Origin of the sequence: Nonlabens sp. SY33080 (genome assembly GCF_011784885.1) — a bacterium.
GTDB classification, from domain to species: Bacteria; Bacteroidota; Bacteroidia; order Flavobacteriales; family Flavobacteriaceae; genus Nonlabens; species Nonlabens tegetincola.
This window is the reverse complement of sequence record NZ_CP050461.1, coordinates 2430399-2451640: the sequence shown is the minus strand read 5'-3', so window position 1 is coordinate 2451640 and position 21242 is coordinate 2430399. Positions and strand designations below refer to the sequence as shown.

At 34.8% G+C, this 21242-nt stretch carries 18 protein-coding genes; 9 read left to right on the top strand and 9 right to left on the bottom strand.

Annotated elements, in window-relative coordinates; translation table 11 throughout:
* Nucleotides 1–25 precede the first annotated feature (25 nt).
* The 6 genes from asnS to pepE form a co-directional block, all read right to left on the bottom strand.
* Entirely contained in the window at nucleotides 26–1462 is a 1437-nt protein-coding gene (gene asnS / locus HCN53_RS10990) for an asparagine--tRNA ligase (protein ID WP_167342979.1), read from the bottom strand.
* An 88-nt stretch (nucleotides 1463–1550) separates the two neighbouring features.
* A complete protein-coding gene (locus tag HCN53_RS10985; RefSeq protein WP_167342978.1) occupies nucleotides 1551–3938 on the bottom strand; it encodes an efflux RND transporter permease subunit in 2388 nt (795 codons plus the stop codon).
* Between the two features lie 78 nt (nucleotides 3939–4016).
* Nucleotides 4017–6191 (bottom strand): DUF5686 family protein, encoded by a 2175-nt coding sequence (locus tag HCN53_RS10980; protein WP_167342977.1) that lies wholly within the window; start codon nucleotides 6189–6191, stop codon nucleotides 4017–4019.
* Nucleotides 6192–6267: 76 nt separating this feature from the next.
* On the bottom strand, nucleotides 6268–6828 hold the full coding sequence (locus HCN53_RS10975; RefSeq protein ID WP_167342976.1) for a GNAT family N-acetyltransferase: 561 nt from the start codon (nucleotides 6826–6828) through the stop codon (nucleotides 6268–6270).
* Entirely contained in the window at nucleotides 6807–7091 is a 285-nt protein-coding gene (locus HCN53_RS10970) for a GNAT family N-acetyltransferase (protein WP_240919352.1), read from the bottom strand. The genes HCN53_RS10975 and HCN53_RS10970 overlap by 22 nt, the downstream gene beginning before the upstream one ends.
* Nucleotides 7092–7102: 11 nt before the next feature.
* Complete coding sequence (gene pepE, locus HCN53_RS10965) at nucleotides 7103–7816, bottom strand: dipeptidase PepE (protein WP_167342975.1); 714 nt, start codon at nucleotides 7814–7816, stop codon at nucleotides 7103–7105.
* A 179-nt stretch (nucleotides 7817–7995) separates the two neighbouring features.
* Here pepE and HCN53_RS10960 point away from each other — a divergent pair, with 179 nt between their 5' ends.
* The 7 genes from HCN53_RS10960 to HCN53_RS10930 all read left to right on the top strand — a co-directional run bounded on the left by HCN53_RS10960 (nucleotide 7996) and on the right by HCN53_RS10930 (nucleotide 14264).
* Nucleotides 7996–8916, top strand: coding sequence for a carboxypeptidase-like regulatory domain-containing protein (locus tag HCN53_RS10960; protein ID WP_167342974.1), 921 nt, complete (start codon nucleotides 7996–7998; stop codon nucleotides 8914–8916).
* A 1-nt stretch (nucleotide 8917) separates the two neighbouring features.
* A complete protein-coding gene (locus tag HCN53_RS10955; RefSeq protein ID WP_167342973.1) occupies nucleotides 8918–9463 on the top strand; it encodes a hypothetical protein in 546 nt (181 codons plus the stop codon).
* Nucleotides 9464–9513: 50 nt separating this feature from the next.
* Nucleotides 9514–10032, top strand: coding sequence for a DUF6702 family protein (locus HCN53_RS10950; protein WP_167342972.1), 519 nt, complete (start codon nucleotides 9514–9516; stop codon nucleotides 10030–10032).
* Nucleotides 10033–10090: 58 nt separating this feature from the next.
* Nucleotides 10091–12397: a M1 family metallopeptidase gene (locus tag HCN53_RS10945; RefSeq protein ID WP_042276112.1), complete on the top strand. Its 2307-nt coding sequence runs from the start codon at nucleotides 10091–10093 to the stop codon at nucleotides 12395–12397.
* Nucleotides 12398–12513: 116 nt separating this feature from the next.
* Nucleotides 12514–13323, top strand: coding sequence for a hypothetical protein (locus HCN53_RS10940; RefSeq protein WP_167342971.1), 810 nt, complete (start codon nucleotides 12514–12516; stop codon nucleotides 13321–13323).
* 84 nt (nucleotides 13324–13407) lie between these two features.
* A complete protein-coding gene (locus tag HCN53_RS10935) occupies nucleotides 13408–13683 on the top strand; it encodes a twin-arginine translocase TatA/TatE family subunit (RefSeq protein WP_042276117.1) in 276 nt (91 codons plus the stop codon).
* Complete coding sequence (locus HCN53_RS10930) at nucleotides 13683–14264, top strand: phosphatase PAP2 family protein (protein WP_167342970.1); 582 nt, start codon at nucleotides 13683–13685, stop codon at nucleotides 14262–14264. The genes HCN53_RS10935 and HCN53_RS10930 overlap by 1 nt, the downstream gene beginning before the upstream one ends.
* Here the strand turns inward: HCN53_RS10930 and HCN53_RS10925 are convergent.
* The 3 genes from HCN53_RS10925 to trxA form a co-directional block, all read right to left on the bottom strand.
* Nucleotides 14214–14870: an O-methyltransferase gene (locus HCN53_RS10925; RefSeq protein WP_167342969.1), complete on the bottom strand. Its 657-nt coding sequence runs from the start codon at nucleotides 14868–14870 to the stop codon at nucleotides 14214–14216. The genes HCN53_RS10930 and HCN53_RS10925 overlap by 51 nt on opposite strands.
* 64 nt (nucleotides 14871–14934) lie before the next feature.
* Nucleotides 14935–16323 carry an alpha/beta hydrolase family protein gene (locus tag HCN53_RS10920; RefSeq protein ID WP_167342968.1) on the bottom strand — a complete coding sequence of 463 codons (1389 nt, stop codon included), beginning with the start codon at nucleotides 16321–16323 and terminating at the stop codon, nucleotides 14935–14937.
* A gap of 60 nt (nucleotides 16324–16383) precedes the next feature.
* On the bottom strand, nucleotides 16384–16683 hold the full coding sequence (gene trxA / locus HCN53_RS10915) for a thioredoxin (RefSeq protein WP_167342967.1): 300 nt from the start codon (nucleotides 16681–16683) through the stop codon (nucleotides 16384–16386).
* Between the two features lie 395 nt (nucleotides 16684–17078).
* Between trxA and uvrC the strand changes: the two genes are divergently transcribed.
* Nucleotides 17079–18878 (top strand): excinuclease ABC subunit UvrC, encoded by a 1800-nt coding sequence (uvrC, locus tag HCN53_RS10910; protein ID WP_167342966.1) that lies wholly within the window; start codon nucleotides 17079–17081, stop codon nucleotides 18876–18878.
* Entirely contained in the window at nucleotides 18868–21150 is a 2283-nt protein-coding gene (locus HCN53_RS10905) for a patatin-like phospholipase family protein (protein WP_167342965.1), read from the top strand. Before uvrC ends, HCN53_RS10905 begins: the two co-directional genes overlap by 11 nt.
* Nucleotides 21151–21242: the final 92 nt, after the last annotated feature.

Sequence of the window (21242 nt, the reverse complement as noted above, 5' to 3'; positions counted from 1 at the left end):
AGTTTGATTTTTGTGAATTATTTAGTTAGAATTCAGCATTTCCTGGTGTTCGAGGATAAGGAATTACGTCACGTACATTACCCATTCCTGTAACAAACATTACCAATCGTTCAAATCCTAATCCAAATCCGCTATGTACTACACTACCGAATTTTCTCATCTCTAGATACCACCAAAGTTCCTCTTCTGGAATTCCCATGTCATCCATTTTTTGTTTAAGTACATCATAACGCTCTTCACGTTGAGAACCACCAACAATTTCACCAATTCCAGGGAATAAGATATCCATGGCGCGCACAGTTTTATGATCATCATTTAACCTCATATAAAAGGCTTTAATTTTTGCAGGATAATCAAAAAGAATCACGGGACACTTAAAATGTTTTTCAACTAGATAACGTTCATGTTCCGATTGAAGATCTGCTCCCCATTCTTCTATGACATAGTTGAACTTTTTCTTCTTATTAGGCTTAGAATTTTTAAGTATATCTATCGCCTCGGTATAAGAAACACGTTTAAAGTTATTTTTTAAAACAAACTCTAACTTTTCACGTAACGGCATAGGACTACGTTCTGATTGAGGCTTGAGCTTATCTTCATTAACCAATCGTTGCTCTAGAAATTCTAAATCATCGGCGCATTGTTCAATGGTATACTTAATTACTTCTTTAATAAAATCCTCGGCAAGATCCATGTTTGCATCTAGATCATTAAACGCTACTTCAGGTTCAATCATCCAAAATTCGGCTAAATGTCGAGATGTATTGGAATTTTCTGCTCTAAAGGTAGGTCCAAAGGTATATACTTGACCTAATCCCATGGCATAAGTTTCTGCTTCTAACTGTCCTGAAACAGTTAAGTTGGTTTCTTTACCAAAAAAATCTTTTGAGTAATCTATTTCACCTTCTTCTGTAAGCGGAGGATTTTTTGTATCTAAGGTAGAAATACGAAACATTTCTCCAGCTCCTTCGGCATCACTACCAGTAATGATTGGTGTGTGAGCTTGATAAAATCCTTTTTCTTGGAAATATTTATGAATAGCAAAAGATAAAGCTGCTCTTACACGCATTACCGCTCCAAAGGTATTAGTACGCACGCGTAAGTGAGCTTGTTCTCTTAGTGTATCCAATTTATGCCTTTTAGGAGACAAAATTGTTTTTGCTACTTCTTCAGAATCTGCGGTTGCAAGAATCTCTACCGAAGTAGCTTGTAGTTCTACACGCTGTCCTTTTCCTTCACTTTCGACTAAATTACCTGTAACCGCCACAGCAGATGCTACTGTAATTTGATCTCTTACAGCTTGATCTATTTTTTCAGGATCTATTACTGCTTGCAAATTCTTTATGGTCGAACCGTCATTAATCGCTATAAATCTATCGTTTCTAAAACTGCGCACCCATCCTTTAACGGTAATTTCAACCATACTAGGATCGTCCTTTAAAATATCTACTATTCTTTTCATTTCTAGGAATAACTTGAATGGCAAATATAGATTTTATGCACTCTATGAACAATAATTGCTGCAACGAATTACACTAGAGATACGCGTCCTATTCTTCCTCGTCAGATTTTGGTGCGATAATAGGAATGGCTGGTTTTTTAAATGTACGTTCATTTGCAATGCTGCGTTCTAGTGATAACAACATACTAGGCAACAACAAAAGATTGGACAACATAGCAAATAACAAGGTTGCACTTACTAAAGCTCCTAATGCAACAGTGCCTCCAAAACTCGATATGGTAAATGTAGAAAATCCAAAAAATAAAACGATACTAGTATAAAACATACTAACTCCAGTTTCTTTTAAAGCGCTATAAACAGACTTCTTAATTTTCCAATTATTTGCCATAAGCTCTTGCCTATACTTAGCTAAGAAGTGAATAGTATCATCAACAGAAATTCCAAAGGCTATTGAAAAAACCAAGATGGTTGAAGCTTTTATAGGCACACCTATGAAACCCATTAATCCAGCAGTCATTAACAAAGGAAGTAAGTTAGGTACAATCGAAACAAAAATCATCCTAAGCGACTTAAACATAAACGCGATAAACAATGCTATTAATAAAATGGCCAAGGATAATGACAAAATCAAATTATTAATTAAGTAATTGGTTCCTTTTTGAAATACAAGCGCTTTACCCGTTAAAGTAATTTCATAATCTTCAACAGGAAAAAGGGTTTCAAGTTTTGCTCTTAAATTTTCTTCTACATACTCAAGACGTTCAGTAGGCATATCTTTCATGAAAGTTGTCACGCGTGCGTATTGACCTGTACTATCCACATAACTTTTCATCAAACCTACTTCTCCATTACTATTCTTGAGAAATTTAGCCATAAATAAACGTTCATTGCTTGTTGGCAGATCAAAGAACTCGGGATCACCTTGATAGAAAGCCTGTTTTGCAAACTTAATTAATGAAATTACCGACATTGGTCTGGACAACTCGGGTGTTTCAATAATATGCTCTTCTAACTTGTCAATCTTTTTAAGCGTTTTTGGTTTATTAACACCTTTCTTTTTCTTGGTATTGATGACAATTTCAACAGGCATGACACCATCAAAACTTTCTTCAAAAAATTTAATATCCTTGTAAAAGCTCATGCTTTTAGGCATATCCTCAATTAAACTTCCAGAAACTCTAATTTGATACATCCCAATGAAGCTGAGAATAAGGACAACAACGCTGGTAATATAAATAGCGATTCTATAGTTCTTCACCATAACACCTAGCCAATTGGCAAAACTGTTGATCCACGTTTTTCCTAAATGCTTAAGATGTTTTTCCTTAGGCAACGGTAAATAGCTATAAATGATAGGAATAATCATCAAGCTTAAAACAAATATGGTAACGATACAGATACTTGCTACAATACCAAATTCTTTAAGCAATTTACTTTGCGTAAAAATAAAAGTTGCAAATCCACTTGCAGTGGTAAGGTTAGTCATTAAAGTAGCATTACCTACCTTAGTAATGACTCGTTGTAAAGAGAGAGCTTGATTACCGTGTTTCCTGATTTCCTGCTGGTATTTATTGATTAAGAATATGCAATTAGGTATTCCTATTACAATAATTAAAGGAGGAATGATAGCTGTGAGTACAGTGATCTCAAATCGAAATAGACCTAAAAATCCAAATGCCCACATCACTCCTATTATCACGGTGACAATAGATATAAAAGTTGCGCGCCACGATCTGAAAAAGAAAAAGAACAACCCAGAGGTTATAAGCAATGCTGCTAACAAAAACATACCTATTTCATCAACAATATTTTGTGCATTTAAGGTACGTATGTAGGGCATTCCTGATGTTCTAACATCTAGTCCATTATTTCTATAAGAATCTATTAACGGAACTAATTCATTAAGAACAAACTCTTTTCGAGTGATTGTATTTACAATGTCTTTCTTTAAATAAACAGCGGTACGTATTACACTATCCTTTTCACTATAAATTAAATTTTTGTAGAACGGTAAATCGGTAAATAGCTTTTTCTTAAAAGTGGCATAGTCTGCCTCGCTTTTTAATTTTGTAGGCAGTAATTCGTTTACTTTAAAACTAGAACTAGGTTCATCTAATTCAAGAACAGGTAAGTTACTGGTTGATAAAACGAAGTCGATTTCCTCAAATTTTGAAATACTATCTGCCAGTTGGTTCCAAGCATTTAATTTCTCGTAAGTATTAAGAGTCTCTTGGGTAGCTCCAAGAATAATTAAATTTCCTTCTTCACCAAATTGTTTAATAAACTCATCATACTCAATATTCGCTGGATGATCATCAGGAAGTAAATTAGCCTCAGTATGAGAAAACTTCATGTATTTCCACTGAGTTCCTAGGGCAATTGTAGCAAGAACAATAAGTCCGAGAATCACCTCACGATTGCGCAGTATTAATCGCGCTAAACTATTCCAAAAGCTGAAACTAAATAATTTATGCATAGGTCTTTACCGATGGGCTGCAAAGGTAAATCTTATACACGTGATAATCCTTATTTGAAGTGTAAACTATTCTAAAGGCTACAATTCCAAATAAAAGGTAAATTTTAACGCAAGATTGTCCTCAATATCAGGCAAATGATAAGCTCCATATCGGTAAGAAAAGCTTAATCCAAATCCGAAAAGGAGTTTATTTAACTCAACACCACTTTCGAAATAACCGTGTTCTAGAGTGTCAAACCCAATTCCTATGTGCTCTTCAGTATTGTTCATACTACCTAAGGCCGCTCTAGTAATAAAGGCAACTTCAGGCTTTAAAAACGATGCAATGTTAAGTGCAGGGAACCTATGTTTTACTTGTGCTGTGATCAATCTATCAGAAAAGAACTCATTGAAATACATGGTTTCAAAACTGCGCCTACCTGCAACTGAAAATCTTTGCAACAATTCATCTTTTGTAGGTGAGTTAGGGTAAGCATGATATAGATGGGTAAGAGGAATATCACCACGGCCGTAGTGACCTTCTACCTGCAATTCAGTAAAAGAATTGTCCTTCCAGGGTTGAAAATATACTGCTTTGGCAGACAACTTTCCGTAATTAAAGTTTGATCCATACAATCCTTTTATTCCTTGTGTGTATTGAGCACTTAATATTGGATAACCTCGGGTTATTTCTTGATAACCGCTAGGAGTAAGCATAAAGGTGCTTACTGGACTATACCTCGCACCTATAACCACTTCAGATAAGGTATAGTTAGTAAAACTATTATCCCTAGGCCTGAATTCATAAAATGTTGTTTGAGTAATTCGCTTTCGCGAAAGCGAGATCTCACTTATCAACGAAGGGAATAATCGCTGTTGTAGTGAGGCTCCTACACTATTGTATTTAAAGAAGGTTGGAATATTGATAAGTCTAGGCTCAAAAAGACTATAAACACGTGCATCAGTCAAGAATTTTTCGGCACCTATTTCAGCAATATCCTCACTTTTGTATAGGTTGAGCCATGTGTTTTTTTCTTCATCAATTCTAAATCCTGCGCTTATTTTATACTTAAATCGATCATCCTTAGTACCGTAGGCCACGTAACCACTTAACCTCCATTTTTCACTTAATTTCTCATTAGTTTGACCACCAACTCCCAATCTAAACGCCTCGTAATCATTGTATTTTACTAGATACTTTAAATCAATATCAAAAAATCCTACTGGATAATAGCCCACCTTAAACTTATCAAGTGTTTCTAGTTTTCTATTAATCTTGGTCGCGGTAACCACACTATCCAAGTTTGTAAATTGAGCTAGTTGTGTTGTTGTATAGGCCTCTTTTGAATCTCGATAATCATCCCAATATGATTCTGGCCGACCTATTGCCTCGTCAGGGATTTCAGTAAGAATACCTTTCTTTCCAAAATCTACCGGTATATTTAATTCATAATTGAAGTAATCCACTTCTAGAATCATATACAAATCTTGTCCTGTTTGATTCTCGGAAGGAGATTCGTTACCTACCTCTAGCCTACCACCAAAAAGCTCCAATTCCTTTTTAGTTTTCTGCTTTTTTACATACAAAGATCTTTTTAAAGGAACCCAAACTCCGGCTTTTGTATTGTAGGTAAAGCTATGAAGAGTCTCTATATTGAGTTCTCCTGGTGTATCAATTTCAAAGAGAACAACATCATAATTAACAGCATCTATGTAAACGGTACCTTCTAGTAAATTAGGAATTTCTGCAAGAGGTTGTGGTTTAAAATTTACTTTATAGACAGTTCTGTTCTCTATTACGGAATCTTTTTCGATTTGATAATCGTAGAATTGAGTTCTTGAAGAATGCAATGGATTTTTAAATCGTTGATCAAGTATTATATAATCCTTTTGATTTAAAAACTGGGATTGAAATATGATAGTATATACAGGATATACAGGTTTTTCAAAACCTGGCATTTGAGCTGCTGTTACTACCTCTTTATATCCTTTTATTGAATCGTATACATGCAGGATGGTACGCTCTGAAAAAAGTACTTGCGTTTTTTTTAAAGTCTTACGTAATTCGGTTTTTTTATAACCTGGACCTGTTAAAGCCTCTGGATCACCAGTTATTTTAAAATTCTCATAAGACTCATAGCTAAAGCTATTTACTTGATTAAGCAGTTCGTTTTGTGATAATCTTTCGGCTGCCTTTTGAATGATAAAAGGTGTAGACTCTTGCGCCATCATTATAAATGGCAAGAAAAAGACGAACAAAAAACTGTTTCTCATAGCAATGGCATAGACGCGGTGTAAAAGTAAATAACTGTATGAGTAATCCACCTATAATTATTGTTATTGTTAAACACTACAGATTGTTTGCCTGAAAGGTTGATTTACTCATTGTATAAAACCTACCGGGAATAATGCCTTCCCATAAAAACCTATGATGGATTTGCATTCCCAACCTTTCTGCAACAATTTGAGATCCTATATTTTCCTCGGCTATATGTGCTGCTATTGAATCAAAATTTCTAGTATTGAATCCATGATCTAGAAGAGCTTTACAAGATTCTGTTGCGTAACCTCGACCCCAAAATTCCTTTAAAAATTTATATCCTATCTCAATAATGTTTTTAGATTGAGTATAATTTAAACCTGCGCTGCCTATTTTTTTTCCTGTAGATTTATCAATAACGGCATACCTTCCTAATTGGTATAAAGCGTATTGACCTTTTTCTGGATGCAATATTTCTTCTAATAAGAGTTTTGCCTCTAGAACAGTTGTCATAGGTTGTTTTCCTGTAAACTGCATGACCTGAGGATCCTTGTGCAAGTCAAACACAAATTCTTTATCAGAAATCTCAAACGGCCTTAATAGTAATCGTTCAGTTTCTAATATTGGCATCAAACCCTTAGATCGCTCCATTGGTCGTTTTCATCAAATAAAACTTCAGCAAATGGACATAAAGGATGAACCTTCATATTATTTTTTTGAGCATACTCAACCGCCTTATGAACTAAATGAGTTCCTATTCCATTACCTTCTAAATCTGGATTTACTTCGGTATGATCAATGGTCATAACATTATCCTCATGAGAGTATGTAAGTTCGGCCATCGTTTTTTCCTCCTTTTTATAAAAGAAGATTCCTCTACTATCGTTTTGATTGTGTTTTATATCAATATTCATAGGTTTAAGATTTAAGTTAATGTGGCAAAATCAAAATCTGGTGAGACCTCAACCGGTCTATTATCTTTTTTAAAAACTCGTGCGGTCAATTCACCTTTGAGCAATTCTTTATCTCCTAGCACTCTTATGTAACTACCTTCTCGCAATCCAACTACCGGTATGTGATGGTACGTGTGAAACTCGTTGATTCTTGTTTCTCTAGTTTCACCCATGTGAGTAGATCCTGAAACCGGATCTAGATAATGCGGATTAATATTATAACCTATTACGCCTAATGCTTTGAGACTCGGAGGATGAACAATAGGCATATCATTAGTATTATTAACTGTGAGGCCACACAAATTGCTACCAGCACTAGTTCCTAGATAGAAGGTTCCTGAAAATATCGCTTTTCTAAGAGCAGTTAAAACATCTCGTTTGTAAAGCTCATTAAGTAATACAAAGGTATTTCCACCACCGGTAAAAATTGCTTTGGCCTCAAGAATAGCCTGTTTAGGATCCTGCACTTCATGCAAACCAACTACCTTAATACCGGTGTCTTCTAGTGCTACTTGCACTTTTTTAGTATAATCTTCATGCGTAATTCCACCAGGTCTTGCGAATGGAATAAAGAGTAGACTTGTAGCTTCAACTTCTTTGAGGGCTGTAAGAACATCTTCTTTAATATATTCTAAATATCCAGATCGATGTATCGTAGATGTACTAGCAATAATAAGATTGCGCATAAATTTTTACCACTTTAAGAATAACAATTATCATCAAAATTACAAGTTAATCTCTCCTTGTATTTGTAAATTAAGTAAACTTTAATGTAAAGTCTTTTTACAAACATTAACTTAAAGCTTAATTTAAGTGTGTCATACAGTAACAAGTATGAGTAACTTTGTTTTAAATAGAATAAGCTATGAAAGCAATTATTAATATCGGTCTCCTATTATTTTCAGTCCTTTTATGGTCACAAAATAATCGCACTCAAATAGAAGGAAAAATTCTAAGCGCAACAGAAGAACCGCTATCTGGAATTACCATTTTTAATAATAACAGCATTGATGGTACTGTCACTAATGATGATGGTATCTTTTATTTGAATGTAAAAGCAGGTGATAAACTCACCTTGAGAGCTGTACAATATGAACCTCTTACTTTAGTGGTCACTGAGCAAACTGTTGAGGATAAAAAAGCCACTATTCAACTTAGGCAAGGAGTAAACGTTCTAGATGAGGTTGTTATTAATGAAAGCTTGATGCTTATAGATGTAAAAGAAGTTACCAACGTCGATCCCAAAATAGACGAAGTAAGTGAATTTAATGTACGTACAAGAGCAGTAGATCGTATTGACAACACCTTTTCTGATCGTCAACGTCAACCAGAAGAATACGCTATAAGGCATGAAGCCATGGCCCAAAGTATGCCCAGGTTTAATATGTTTAACCTAGTAGGACTACTAGGTGCAGTTGTTCTCAACAGTACTTTGAGCGCTCTTGATTTAAACTCGGGACCAGTAGAAGAAAAAAAAGAGTTTGACGTGATTTTAATTAAAAATAAATACCAAACTAAGTTCCTAACTGAATTCTTGAAATTAGAAGAAAAATACCTCTATGAATTCATGTATTACGCCAAGGACAGAGGATTAAATGAAGAAATGTTCTCTAAACAAAATGAGTTAGATTTACTTCAGTTTCTTAACATGACCGCAACAGAATTCAAAAGAAAAAAGAATCTACCTGACTATCATCCAACTGAATCAACACAAGAAACCAATATTCAAGTTGACTCAATGTCCACAGACTCTTTAAAAATGAAAGAAACCATTAAAAAGCAATAAAATGACTACAAAAAACTTATTCCCAATAAAGTTAGTGCTATCCTTATTCCTAATTATAGGGATCAACTCTTGTAGCAATGATGATGATTTGCCAGAATTGCCACCCATTACCTTTAATGTTTTTTGTTACGGTCCCGATCTTCAAAACAATCAAGGCGTAAGACCGGCTTATCTTGAAGAATTTTTACAAATTTCTAGCGACACTTATTCCACACAATTATTGATTACCGACGAGAATATCACAGAAAATTCTGGTACGCTTTCAGGTACAGGCTTTGCCATTGATCTCGAGTTTTTTGGCAATCGAAACACCCCATTACAAAGTGGTACTTATGAAATCAACTCAACACAAGAAATTGGTGATGTGAATGCAGGTTTTTCAGAGAATTATGATACCGGTAACAACCTCAATGCGATTACCGCATTTGAATCAGGTTTTATACGAGTAAGTCCATACAGCACTGGATTCTACATTGAAATAGATGCTGTTTATAATACTGATGAGCGCTTTCACGGCATCTTTCTAGGTAACGTGACACAATTATAATTTTTGGAACATAACTTGTAACATTTAAGTGCAAAATTTATCTAGTAAGTATGAAATACCTTATTCTAATTGTAACCAGTAGTTTGATGCTGTTTACGCTTTCGCGAAAGCATACTAAACAAAACGATCATAAATACTATTTATCAGTTTCCAATGTCGCTTATAAACAAAAGGCTAGCGCACTTCAAATGACCAGTCGATTTTTTATAGACGATATGGAAGATGCCTTACAAGATCGTTTTGGCAAGGAAGTGAAGCTAGATGGAATTAAGGATTTAAAAACTGTAAATTTTTATTTAGAAAAGTATTTTCAAAGTAAAATTGAAGCCACTGTAGATAGTAAGGAACTAACTGTAAATGTATTGGGCGCAGAGTTTATTGATGATCAAATTGTGCTTTACATAGAATTACCGGTTACCAAAATGCCAGAAACTATTAAAATGAAATTCACTGCTCTTTTTGAGGTGTTTGATGACCAAAAAAATATGGTACATTATAAAATCAACGACAAAAGAAAGAGCATGGTAATGACAAAAGAACGCCCACAAGAAACCTTAACTTTTTCTTAATCTTTATAAAAGGTGCGTATATTTCTTATTTTAGCAATCCTTAAACCAAATTTGCAACATGAAAACTATTAAATTTTTGTTTTTCAGTTTGTTAATGATTTCCTTCGGTTTACAAGCACAGGAAACAGAACAACAAGAAGAACCAAAAGCAGAGGAACACTATAACATCAACAAGTTCCGTCAACTGTACCAAGAATTTTCCACTCCTAACCAATACCGCAGTGCAAGTGGAGCACCTGGTCCTGCCTACTATCAGCAACGAGCAGACTACAAGATGGACATCAAATTAGATGATGCCAATCATCATATTTATGGTTACGAAACAATTACTTACACAAACAACTCACCAGATGCATTAGACTATCTATGGGTACAGTTAGACCAAAACGTAAGACAGAAGGATACTAAGTCTGCACTTATTGAAGGTGGTGGCGTTAATCCATTCATGCGTCCGTCTGATTTTGCATCTCAATATATGAAAGAACCGTTTGATGGTGGTTTCAATATAAAGAAAGTATTAGATTCAAAAGGTAACGCTCTTCCATACATGATTAATCAAACTATGATGAGAGTTGAATTACCTAAAACGCTTAAAACCGGTGAGAAATTTAGTTTTGATATAGAATGGGACTACAACATCAACAACCACGTTGATGGTAGAGGACGTAGTGGATATGAGCAATTTCCTGATGGACATAGAGCATATGTAATCGCTCAGTTTTATCCTCGCATGTGTGTGTATAACGACGTTGAAGGATGGCAGAATAGTCAATTCTGGGGTCGTGATGAGTTTGCATTACCATTCGGAACTTTTGAAGTAAACCTTACTGTACCAGAAGATCACTGGGTTGATGCCACTGGTAAGTTAGAAAACAGAAAAGACGTTTATTCTAAAACAGAATTAAAGCGTTATGAGCAGGCTACAAAAAGTTATGACAAACCTGTTATAATAAGAACTCAACCAGAGGCTGAGAAACTTGCAATGATGCCAGGTGCTACTAAAACTAAAACTTGGGAATTCAAGGCTGATTATGTACGTGACTTTGGATGGACTTCATCTCGTCGTTACGTAGCAGATGCTATGGCTGTTAAGGTAGGTGATAAAGATGTTATGGCTGTTTCTATATATCCGCCAGAAGGTAATCCGTTATGGGAGCAATGGTCCACATATGCAGTAGCGCAAACTTTAAAGTCTTACAGTAGAATGACTTTTGACTACCCTTACCACAAAGCAATATCGGTTCACGCAAAGAATCAAGGAATGGAATATCCAATGATTTGCTGGAACTACGGTAGACCAGATGCTGAAGGAAACTACACAGATCGTACTAAATTTGGTATGATCTCAGTAATTATCCACGAGGTTGGACACAACTTCTTCCCAATGATTGTTAATAGTGATGAGCGTCAATGGACATGGATGGACGAAGGTCTTAATACTTTTGTACAATATGTTGCCGAACAAGATTTTGGTGAAAATTATCCAGCCGCTATTGAAGGTTTAGATGCGTACCCATCTCGTCGTGGACCTGCTGCGAAAATTGTTCCTTATATGGCAGGTGATCAAAGATACATCGCTCCAATTATGAGTAAAGGTTTAAATACGTATCAATTTGGTTCAAACGCTTATAGTAAGCCTGCTACTGGTCTTAATATCTTAAGAGAAACCGTAATGGGTCGTGATCTTTTTGATTATGCATTCCGTACTTATTCTCAAAGATGGATGTTCAAGCATCCTACACCAGAGGACTTTTTCCGTTCTATGGAAGATGCAAGTGCTATGGATCTAGACTGGTTCTGGAGAGGATGGTTCTACACTACTCGTTTCAATGATATGGGACTTAAAGAGGTAAGCAAATATTATGTTTCAAATGAAATGAACCAAGCTATGAAGGATTATGCTAAAGAAAACGGCATTCCTGTTGAACGTATTAAAGAAGCTGGTCTCGTTTACATGGTAAAAGAAGATAGCGAAGACTTTGACGCTGCCTTGAAAGGTAAGCAACCAGGAGAAGTAGTAAGTGGTATAGATGATTACTTAAAAGAAAATTTCACTGCCGAAGAAAGAGCTAGAATGAAAGCTCCTAAATACTTCTATGAAATTACTGTTGAAAAACCAGGAGGATTAGTTATGCCTATTATCATTGAATACACGTTTGCAGATGGTACTAAAGAACGTGTCACTCATCCAGCAGAAATTTGGAGATACAATGATAAAGAAGTTGGTCTAAGTAAAGCAAGCGATAAAGAAATCGTAGGTATTACTATAGATCCAGACCTAGAAACAGCTGACATTGATGTGTCAAACAACAGCTGGCCACAACAGCCTAAAGTTGATAAATTTGAAGAAATGAGAAAGCAATAATCTCTGTTTTATAAACGTTTAAAAAGCCAGTTTCAATAGAAACTGGCTTTTTGTTTTACCATAAATTGTACTTTTACTCTGTTGTAAAACTATCAATCCAATTCAATCGCTTTTACGTGAAATATTTATATACTCTATTAATTCTACTTTTCGTTTCTTGCGATGAGGATCCTACATTGTCCAATAATCAAAATCAAGGAGATAACGATATTACTACTATTGACGATAAAGTAAGACTTAGTTCAATTCAAATAGCAGAAAACACAGCTAGCAATATTGTAACAAACATTGATATAGTATACGATAATGATAATCTTATATCTGAGATCGTATTCTCTGGTCAACAATCAAAAACATATCAATTTCAATACGCACCAAACAACCAAGTAATCAATTATACAAAGATTGAAAATCAAAGTACTAGTTCTTATAGTATAGAATACGATGAAAATATCATTACAAGCAGCAATGTTTCAAACCCTAATCAAATACAACAATTTGAAATAGATAATTTTAATCGTGTAAATGAAATTCTTTCTAGAACAACCAGCTCTAATGGTTCAGTGATACAAGAAAATAGCGAGGTGTTTGATATCAATGCAAACTTTAATATTGAAAGAATAACCTATCTAGAAAATAACAACACGACAGGATTTAGCGACTTTACTTATGAATTAAATGATAATCCTTTTAAGGATATGAATGATATAATAAGGTTACTTGTTTTTAAAGATTTTATACCTTCATCAAGATTTCTACCCTTAACTCAAGAAAAGTACGATACGAGTACTGGCTCAATACAGCTCGTTCAAGAAATGATTTACACCTACAACTTGAATTCTGAAGGTATGCCAGTGAGTAGAGAAATTTTTACCACTAATAATGGTATTTCTAGAACTAGTTATAACCTATTCTCTTATTTATAAAATTAGAAAATTAATTACTCAAGAAGCGTACTGCATTAACATTATGTAATTGCACACGATATACTATAAATGTATCTTTGTCGCATGATTCATCATGTACTTTTTATAAGCACACCAGAACTATTCTTAGTAGGATTAGTAGTGTTATTAGTATTTGGAAGTGACAAGCTTCCAGAAATAGCTCGTGGTCTGGGAAAAGCCATAAAAACAGTTCGCAATGCAACTGATGACATTAAACATGAAATCACTAAAACTGCTACTGATGACTTTAGTTCTAAAGAAGTAGAACATTTCAAAAAGCAAATCGAAGAAGTAAAGGACAAAATTGAAGAAACCGGTTCCATTAAACGTAAACTTTAATGTGGGAATCTCTTCTAGAAATTGATCGAGAATTACTCAAACTACTCAATAATTCTTTTCTTAACAACGTACCAGAATTTTGGGAGTTCATAACGCATCCAGAACGATCTATACCTATCTTTCTTTTTTATAGCTTCTTGTTGTACAAACAATATAACAAACCTATGAGTTACTATCTCATCGTTTGTTTGCCAGTGATAGCTGGAATAACTCTTTTCATTACTAACCTGGTTAAAAATGCCGTAGAAAGATTGCGACCAAGCAATGAACCCGTTTTACTAGATAGTATTTTAATAAGTCAACGTCCAGAAAACTTTAGTTTTTGGTCAGGACATAGCGCAGTGAGTTTTGCTGTCACATTTTTTGTTTATTCATTATTATTTAGCCCTACAAAAAATCACTTTTTAAAACTCTTGTTTCTATGGCCTATTTTATTTGCACTGTCTAGAATAATGGTTGGTGTACATTATCCTGCCGATGTTATTGTAGGTGCTATCGCAGGTAGTATTTTAGGTTGTCTAGGTTATAAACTAGCTCTTTATTACACGAGAAAGAGTAAGACCATCACGCACCGACAATAGAACAGTTTGCAACCTAGGATCTTCTTTCAACAACTTATTATACTCGAGAAGCACAGGTGTCGATAGATCTTTTTTCTTTACAGTTTCGACCACTTTACCGTGCCACAAAACATTATCAGAAATTATTAAAGAACCAGGCCGCACTTTCTTCATAATTTGATGAAAGTAGTTAACATAGTTTGGCTTATCAGCATCAATAAATACTAAATCAAAATAGCCTTCTAATTCGGGTATAATATCCAGCGCTGGACCTATTTTTTGAATGAAATTAATTTTCTTTACGCTTTCGCGAAAGCGTAAAAAATACCTACTACATAAGGATTCTAACTCTTCATTGATATCTATGGTAACTAGATCGCTGTTTTCTGGCATACCTTCGGCAAGACATAGTGCAGAATAACCTGTGAAAGTACCAACTTCTAGCACACGTTTGGGGCTTACCAAACTAGAAATCATACTTAATACTCGACCTTGATAAGGACCAGAGAGCATTATAGGCTGAAGCACTTTTTGATAAGTCTCTCGACTAAGATCTTTTAAAATTTGAGGTTCATTTTGAGAATGAGCTACTATATAATCATCTAGATCTTGAGGTAAAAAAAACATGCTAATACTTTGGAATTTTATTCACGCAAAAGTACCGATTACGTGTAAGAGTTTTGCAGCAACATTAAAATCGTTTGTTAATCCAAGTCGCCATGGTTTCTAAGACTACTGGCGCTATTGTCTCCTCGATTTCAAAATATTCTGATCCTGCACCGGTAGTAGCATTTTGGAACAAATGATTTAAACCAGGAAAAATTTTAACTGTAACATCGTTGTTTCCAGATTCTTTTAAAGCTTTTTCAACTGGCGGCACATTAATTTCAGGTATTACTTGGAAATCTATCGAGCCATTCATTATTAAAGTTGGTACCTTAATTTTTGCAACGTCGTCAACAGGATTATAATTCATGAAATACACAAACCAATCAGTGCTGAATTGATCGGCAAGAGATTGTGCTGTTTGATCAGAGTATTCTGCGGCAATCAAAGGATCAACCTGACTTCTTTTAGTCTCAATCGTTTTAAGGATGATCTTCTTTCTTTGATCAATAGATAAATCCTTTACTCCATCTTTAGCCATTTCATCAATGACAGCATCCATTATTTTCATTCCTTCTTCAACAGCTGCTTCAGGTTGACCTTGTAACAGCGCCGATTTACGTATTTGTGTTTTTAGAACTTCTACACCAGTAGTTCCTGTTCCTGCCATCGATATGAAGAATGCAATATCTTTAGGATGATCGGCTATAACCATAGGCGCTATCATACCACCTTCACTGTGACCTATCAATCCTATTTGTGAGGTATTTATATCCTTTCTCTTCTTAAGAAATGCTATTGCAGCGTATACATCTGTGGCAAAATCGGCGCTAGTGGCAGTACTGTGATCACCTTCAGATTTGGCCGTGCCGCGATCGTCATAACGTAAAACCGCAATTCCATTTTTTGCAAAATAATCTGCAATAACCGCAAACGGTTTGTGATCTAACAACGTTTCATCGCGATCCTGTGGACCTGATCCTGAAATTAAAATTGCAACAGGAGGATTTTTAACCTTTTGGGGTAATGTAAGGGTGCCTGATAATTTAATATCACCTGCTGTTTTATTTTTAAAAGAAACTTCTTCAACCTTATAATCAAATGGTGCTTTGGGTGTTTGAGGCCTTGAGGCTTGATTTAAATACAATCCTTTTTTTAAGCTTAGTGCATTTGACATTCCACCTTGTGTAAAGGTACCTACGATTAAATCACCTTTTTTTATTCCTTTGTACACGATTTGAAAAGCACTTAATTTGAATGAGATACTATCACCGTTTATTTTGACCTCATCTAACGAAGCGTAATTTTTAGATTGCTTAGGACTTTGTAATTTACCTACATACCCTAACTCCACCTGCTCAAAATTCAGGTTAAGAGGTAATGGTCCTAGTTGCCCATTCCAGTTACCCGCAAACTCTTGTGCGTTCCCTATCAATATAGATAATAATCCTAAAAAAAGTACTTTATTTTTCATAGCAGGTTGTTGATTAGTTCATTGATAGGTAGCTTTTTAGATTAAAAAGTTACAATAAATTTAATTCATATGTTTGGACAATTGACTTTTAAGCTCGTGTAACGGTTGCACACCACTACCGCGCCATTGCTGGGTTCCATTTTTAAATATCATAAAGGCAGGTACTCCTCGTACTTGAAATTGTGCTGCAAGGGCTTGATTTTTATCAACATCAATCTTTAGGATTGTAACTTTCTCTCCTAGATCCTTTTTAAGTTGATCGAGCACTGGCATCATGGTTTGACAAGGTCCACACCAGGTGGCATAAAAATCTATAAGTACCGGTGTATCTTGATTAATGAGTTCAGAAAATTTTGCCATAATTAGTCTATTAAATGATTAAAAAAAAGATATGCGGTAAAACAAATTACCAAAACAGTTTTAAACAACCATGAGAAGGTAATTTTTCGATATTGCTTTAAAGAATACAACATTAGATAAAGGGAGAATACTGAAATAAATAAAGTTATAATCCATATCCAATCCCATCCATAATCCTTACCCAGCTTATATAATAAAAAATTACCAATCAAACTGGTGCTTGCCCATTCTTGGATTTCAAGTGATTTTGAATGTTCCACAACCATAATTTTCACTAAGTTAAATTTCTTCTTGTAGCGAGAGTTTTAAAGAAATGATAAAAGTGAGTGAGAAATGGATATATATTTCGCTTTCGCGAAAGCGAAATTTTAAAAAGATAGTACCTTTACCTAGCTATGAATAGTGCTCCCTTAGAAGTTCAGATTAAAACATTACCGCTATCACCAGGTGTATATCTTTATTACGATAAAAAAGATAAGCTGCTTTATGTAGGTAAGGCAAAAAAACTTAAAAAAAGAGTACAATCTTATTTTACAAAAAATCATGATAGCCACCGAATACGCACTCTGGTTAAAAACATAGCTCGTATCGAGCACATTGTTGTTCAAACTGAAACAGATGCGCTCTTACTAGAAAATAGTTTGATTAAATCTCGTAATCCACGATACAACATCATGCTACGAGATGACAAGACTTACCCGTGGCTATGTATTAAAAAAGAGAGGTTTCCTAGAGTTTTCCTTACTCGTAAAATGATTAAAGATGGTAGTGAATACTTTGGACCTTTTACCAGTGTGCGTACAGTAAAAACATTACTCGAACTAGTTAAATCATTATATCCTATACGTACTTGTAATTATGATTTGCAGCAAGACAAGATAGATGCTGGCAAATTCAAATTATGCTTGGAATATCACATAGGTAATTGTAAAGGACCCTGTACAGGTCTACAGTCAGAAGTAGCCTACAACCGAAATATTGAGGCGATTAGACAGATCGTGAAAGGAGATTTTAAACAAGCTGTAAAATATTTTGAAGAACTCATGATGGAACACGCTGAGGCTATGGAGTTTGAAGAAGCACAGCGTATAAAGGAAAAATTAGATGTGCTAACTAGATATCAAGCAAAATCTACTATCGTAAACCCTAATATATCTAATGTGGATGTATTTACCATTATTAGTGATGAAAGTGCTGGATATGTAAATTACCTACAAATAAATCATGGTGCCATTACTCGTTCACATACTATGGAGCTTAAAAAGCAGTTAGATGAAACCGATAAAGAATTACTTGAGCTCGCTGTTGTTGAAATACGTAATCGATTTGATTCTCAATCCAGAGAAATCTATACATACCTAAATATTGATGTAGGAGAAGAGCTTAAAATAACCATCCCAAAATTAGGAGACAAGAAACGAATAGTTGAATTAAGTCAACGTAATGCTAAGTTCTATCGACAGGAGCAATTCAAAACCATTAAAATTGTAGATCCAGAACGACATGTAAAAAGATTGATGGTTCAAATGAAGGCTGATTTAAGGTTAGATGAAGAACCACGTCATATGGAATGTTTTGACAATTCAAATATTCAAGGAACTAATCCGGTTGCCGCATGCGTAGTGTTTAAAAACGGGAAGCCTAGCAAGAAAGATTACAGGCACTTCAATATTAAAACTGTTGAAGGACCTGATGATTTTGCTAGTATGGAAGAAGTGGTTTATAGACGCTATCGCCGATTGTTAGAAGAAGATGAACCGCTACCACAACTTGTTATTGTTGATGGTGGTAAAGGTCAATTGTCTAGTGGTGTAAAAGCCTTGGACAGATTAGGATTAAGAGGAAAAGTCCCAATTATAGGAATTGCAAAACGACTAGAAGAATTGTTTTACCCAAACGATCCTGTACCTTTATACCTAGATAAAAGATCTGAATCATTAAAAGTGATTCAACAAATGAGAAATGAAGCTCACCGCTTTGGGATTACTCACCACCGTAACAAAAGAAGTAAAGGTGCGATAGAAACCGAACTGGATAACATTCCTGGTATAGGAGAAAAAACTGTGGTTGAGTTATTAAAACATTTTAGAAGTACAAAAAGAGTTAAAAAGGCTACTAAAAAGGAATTAGAAGAAGTAATAGGATTGTCAAAAGCTCAAAAAATTATTGATTATTACAAAAAACATGAAGATTAGCGTTACTTTTTTATGTTCCTTGCTTTTGCTCGTAGCTCCCATTTTAACCAAAGGTCAAAATGCTATTCCTGCAGATTCTTTATTGAAACCTACTCAACCAACTAAAGTTGATAGCATTCTGCAAAAAGTACAAAATCCCAAAATAGGTCTAGTCCTTTCTGGTGGTGGAGCTAAAGGATTGGCGCACATCGGTACACTTAAAGTAATTGATAGTTTAGGTATTAAAATAGATTACATAGCAGGAACATCTATGGGAGCTATTATAGGCTCTCTTTACGCTTCTGGATATTCAGGTAAACAACTAGACTCGATTTTTTACGCTACCGATTTTGATAAAATTATAAGTGACGATATCCCAAGACGGGCAGAAACTTTTTACGAACGTAAGGACCGGGAAAGATATGCAGTGACTTTACCCTTTAAAGATTTTCAGGTAAGTCTTCCTAGCTCGTTGAGTAAAGGTCAAAACATATACAATTTCTTATCCAAGTTGATGGGTCCAGTGAATCAGATTGATGACTTTTCAAAACTTCCTATTCCATTCTTCTGTATTGCCACCAATGTAGTCACAGGTGAAGAAGTAGTTCTAGATAAAGGTAGCCTGCCTAAGGCTGTAAATGCAAGTGGTGCATTACCTAGCTTGTTTGCACCTGTACAAATCGATAATATGTTATTAATTGATGGTGGTGTAATCGATAATTATCCTATTGAAAAGTTAAGGGAAAAGGGAATGGACATAATCATAGGAGTAGATGTTCAAGATGATAAAAAGGAAGAAGAGGAATTACAAAATGCACTTGACATATTATCACAGATAAATAATTTCCGCACGATTAGTGATATGGAAATAAAACGTCCCAAGACAGATATTTATATTCAACCTGATATCGAACAATTCACTGTCATTTCTTTTGACGAAGGTCAGGCCATAATTACAAAAGGTAAAGAAGCCTCCTTACAAAAAATTGACGACCTTATAAAAGTCGCAACAGGTTATAGGAGACCTGATCTAAAAAATATCGCAAGTGATAGTTTATACTTAACTCGTATAGAAATAAAGGGTAATAAACAATATTCAAGAGCTTTTATAAGTGGGCGATTCAAATTGAATGCTCCAGAAATGATAGCTTATGATGATATCTCTAACGGGATTAACAACTTACAAGCGACTAACAATTTTAAAAAGATAAACTACTCATTAATCCCTGAGTTATTAGGTTATGCCCTAGAGATTGAAGTTGTTGAATCTGATGTACGTAATTATTTAAGACTAGGAATCCACTACGATGAATTATTGCGCAGTAGTGCTTTGATTAATCTGAGTAGAAAAGGTGTTTTAGTGAGCAACGATGTCATAAGCGCCGATGTTATCGTTGGTGACAATATTAGATACAATTTAGATTACTACATAGACAAAGGACGTTATTGGTCAATTGGTGTTAATAGCAATTATGTTCAATTTGATCAAGATATTCAAGCTGATTTTGTAGCAGATGTGGACAATACTAACTTAGGAGTAAACAGTATTGAAGTAAAATATAAGGATTGGACCAATCAGGTGTTTATGCGTTCTAGATTTAATAAAAATCTGTACTTAACAGCTGGATTAGAATTTAAATACCTTGATATTTTTACGAGTACAATTTCAGATCCTAACAGACCGAATGAGGATCTTACTTTTGATGATAGTTTGTACACTAGCTTGTACGGAGAAATCCTGGTAGACAGTATGGATAACATGTTTTTTCCTAATGAAGGTTGGCGTATTAACGGAGATTTTCATGTTTACCTAGCAAACTCTGAACAAGAAGACTTTAGTAGTTTCAGCATTGCTCAATTACAAGTACAAAGAGCTTTTAGCTTTGATAAATTAAGTTTTATTGGAGATGCTCAGGTGGGAATCGCAATAGGAAATCCAGCTAATAGTAGTCTTGATTTCTTTTTAGGCGGCTATGGATCGAGGCCCATAAATAATTTTGTATCATTTTACGGATATGACTTTGTCAGTATAAGTGGTGATACCATGATTAAATTTGGGATCACCGCAGACTATGAAATATTCAAAAAAAACCACATTAACTTCACCGCTAATTATGCCAATGTAGATGATGAACTTTTTGAACAAGATGACTGGTTCAGTCAAGCAAGATATACTGGTTATGCAATTGGCTATGGAATAGAAACCTTTCTGGGACCAATCGAAATCAAGTATAGCTTCTCTCCACAACTTGATGACGATCAATTTTTTGTTTCTTTAGGTTATCGCTTCTAAATAATTCTAGAAAGACATTCAGATTCAAAAAAGATACATATATCTATGGAATGGTCTGAAGAATTTCCGAAATTTAGGGCAGAAAAGTTAAA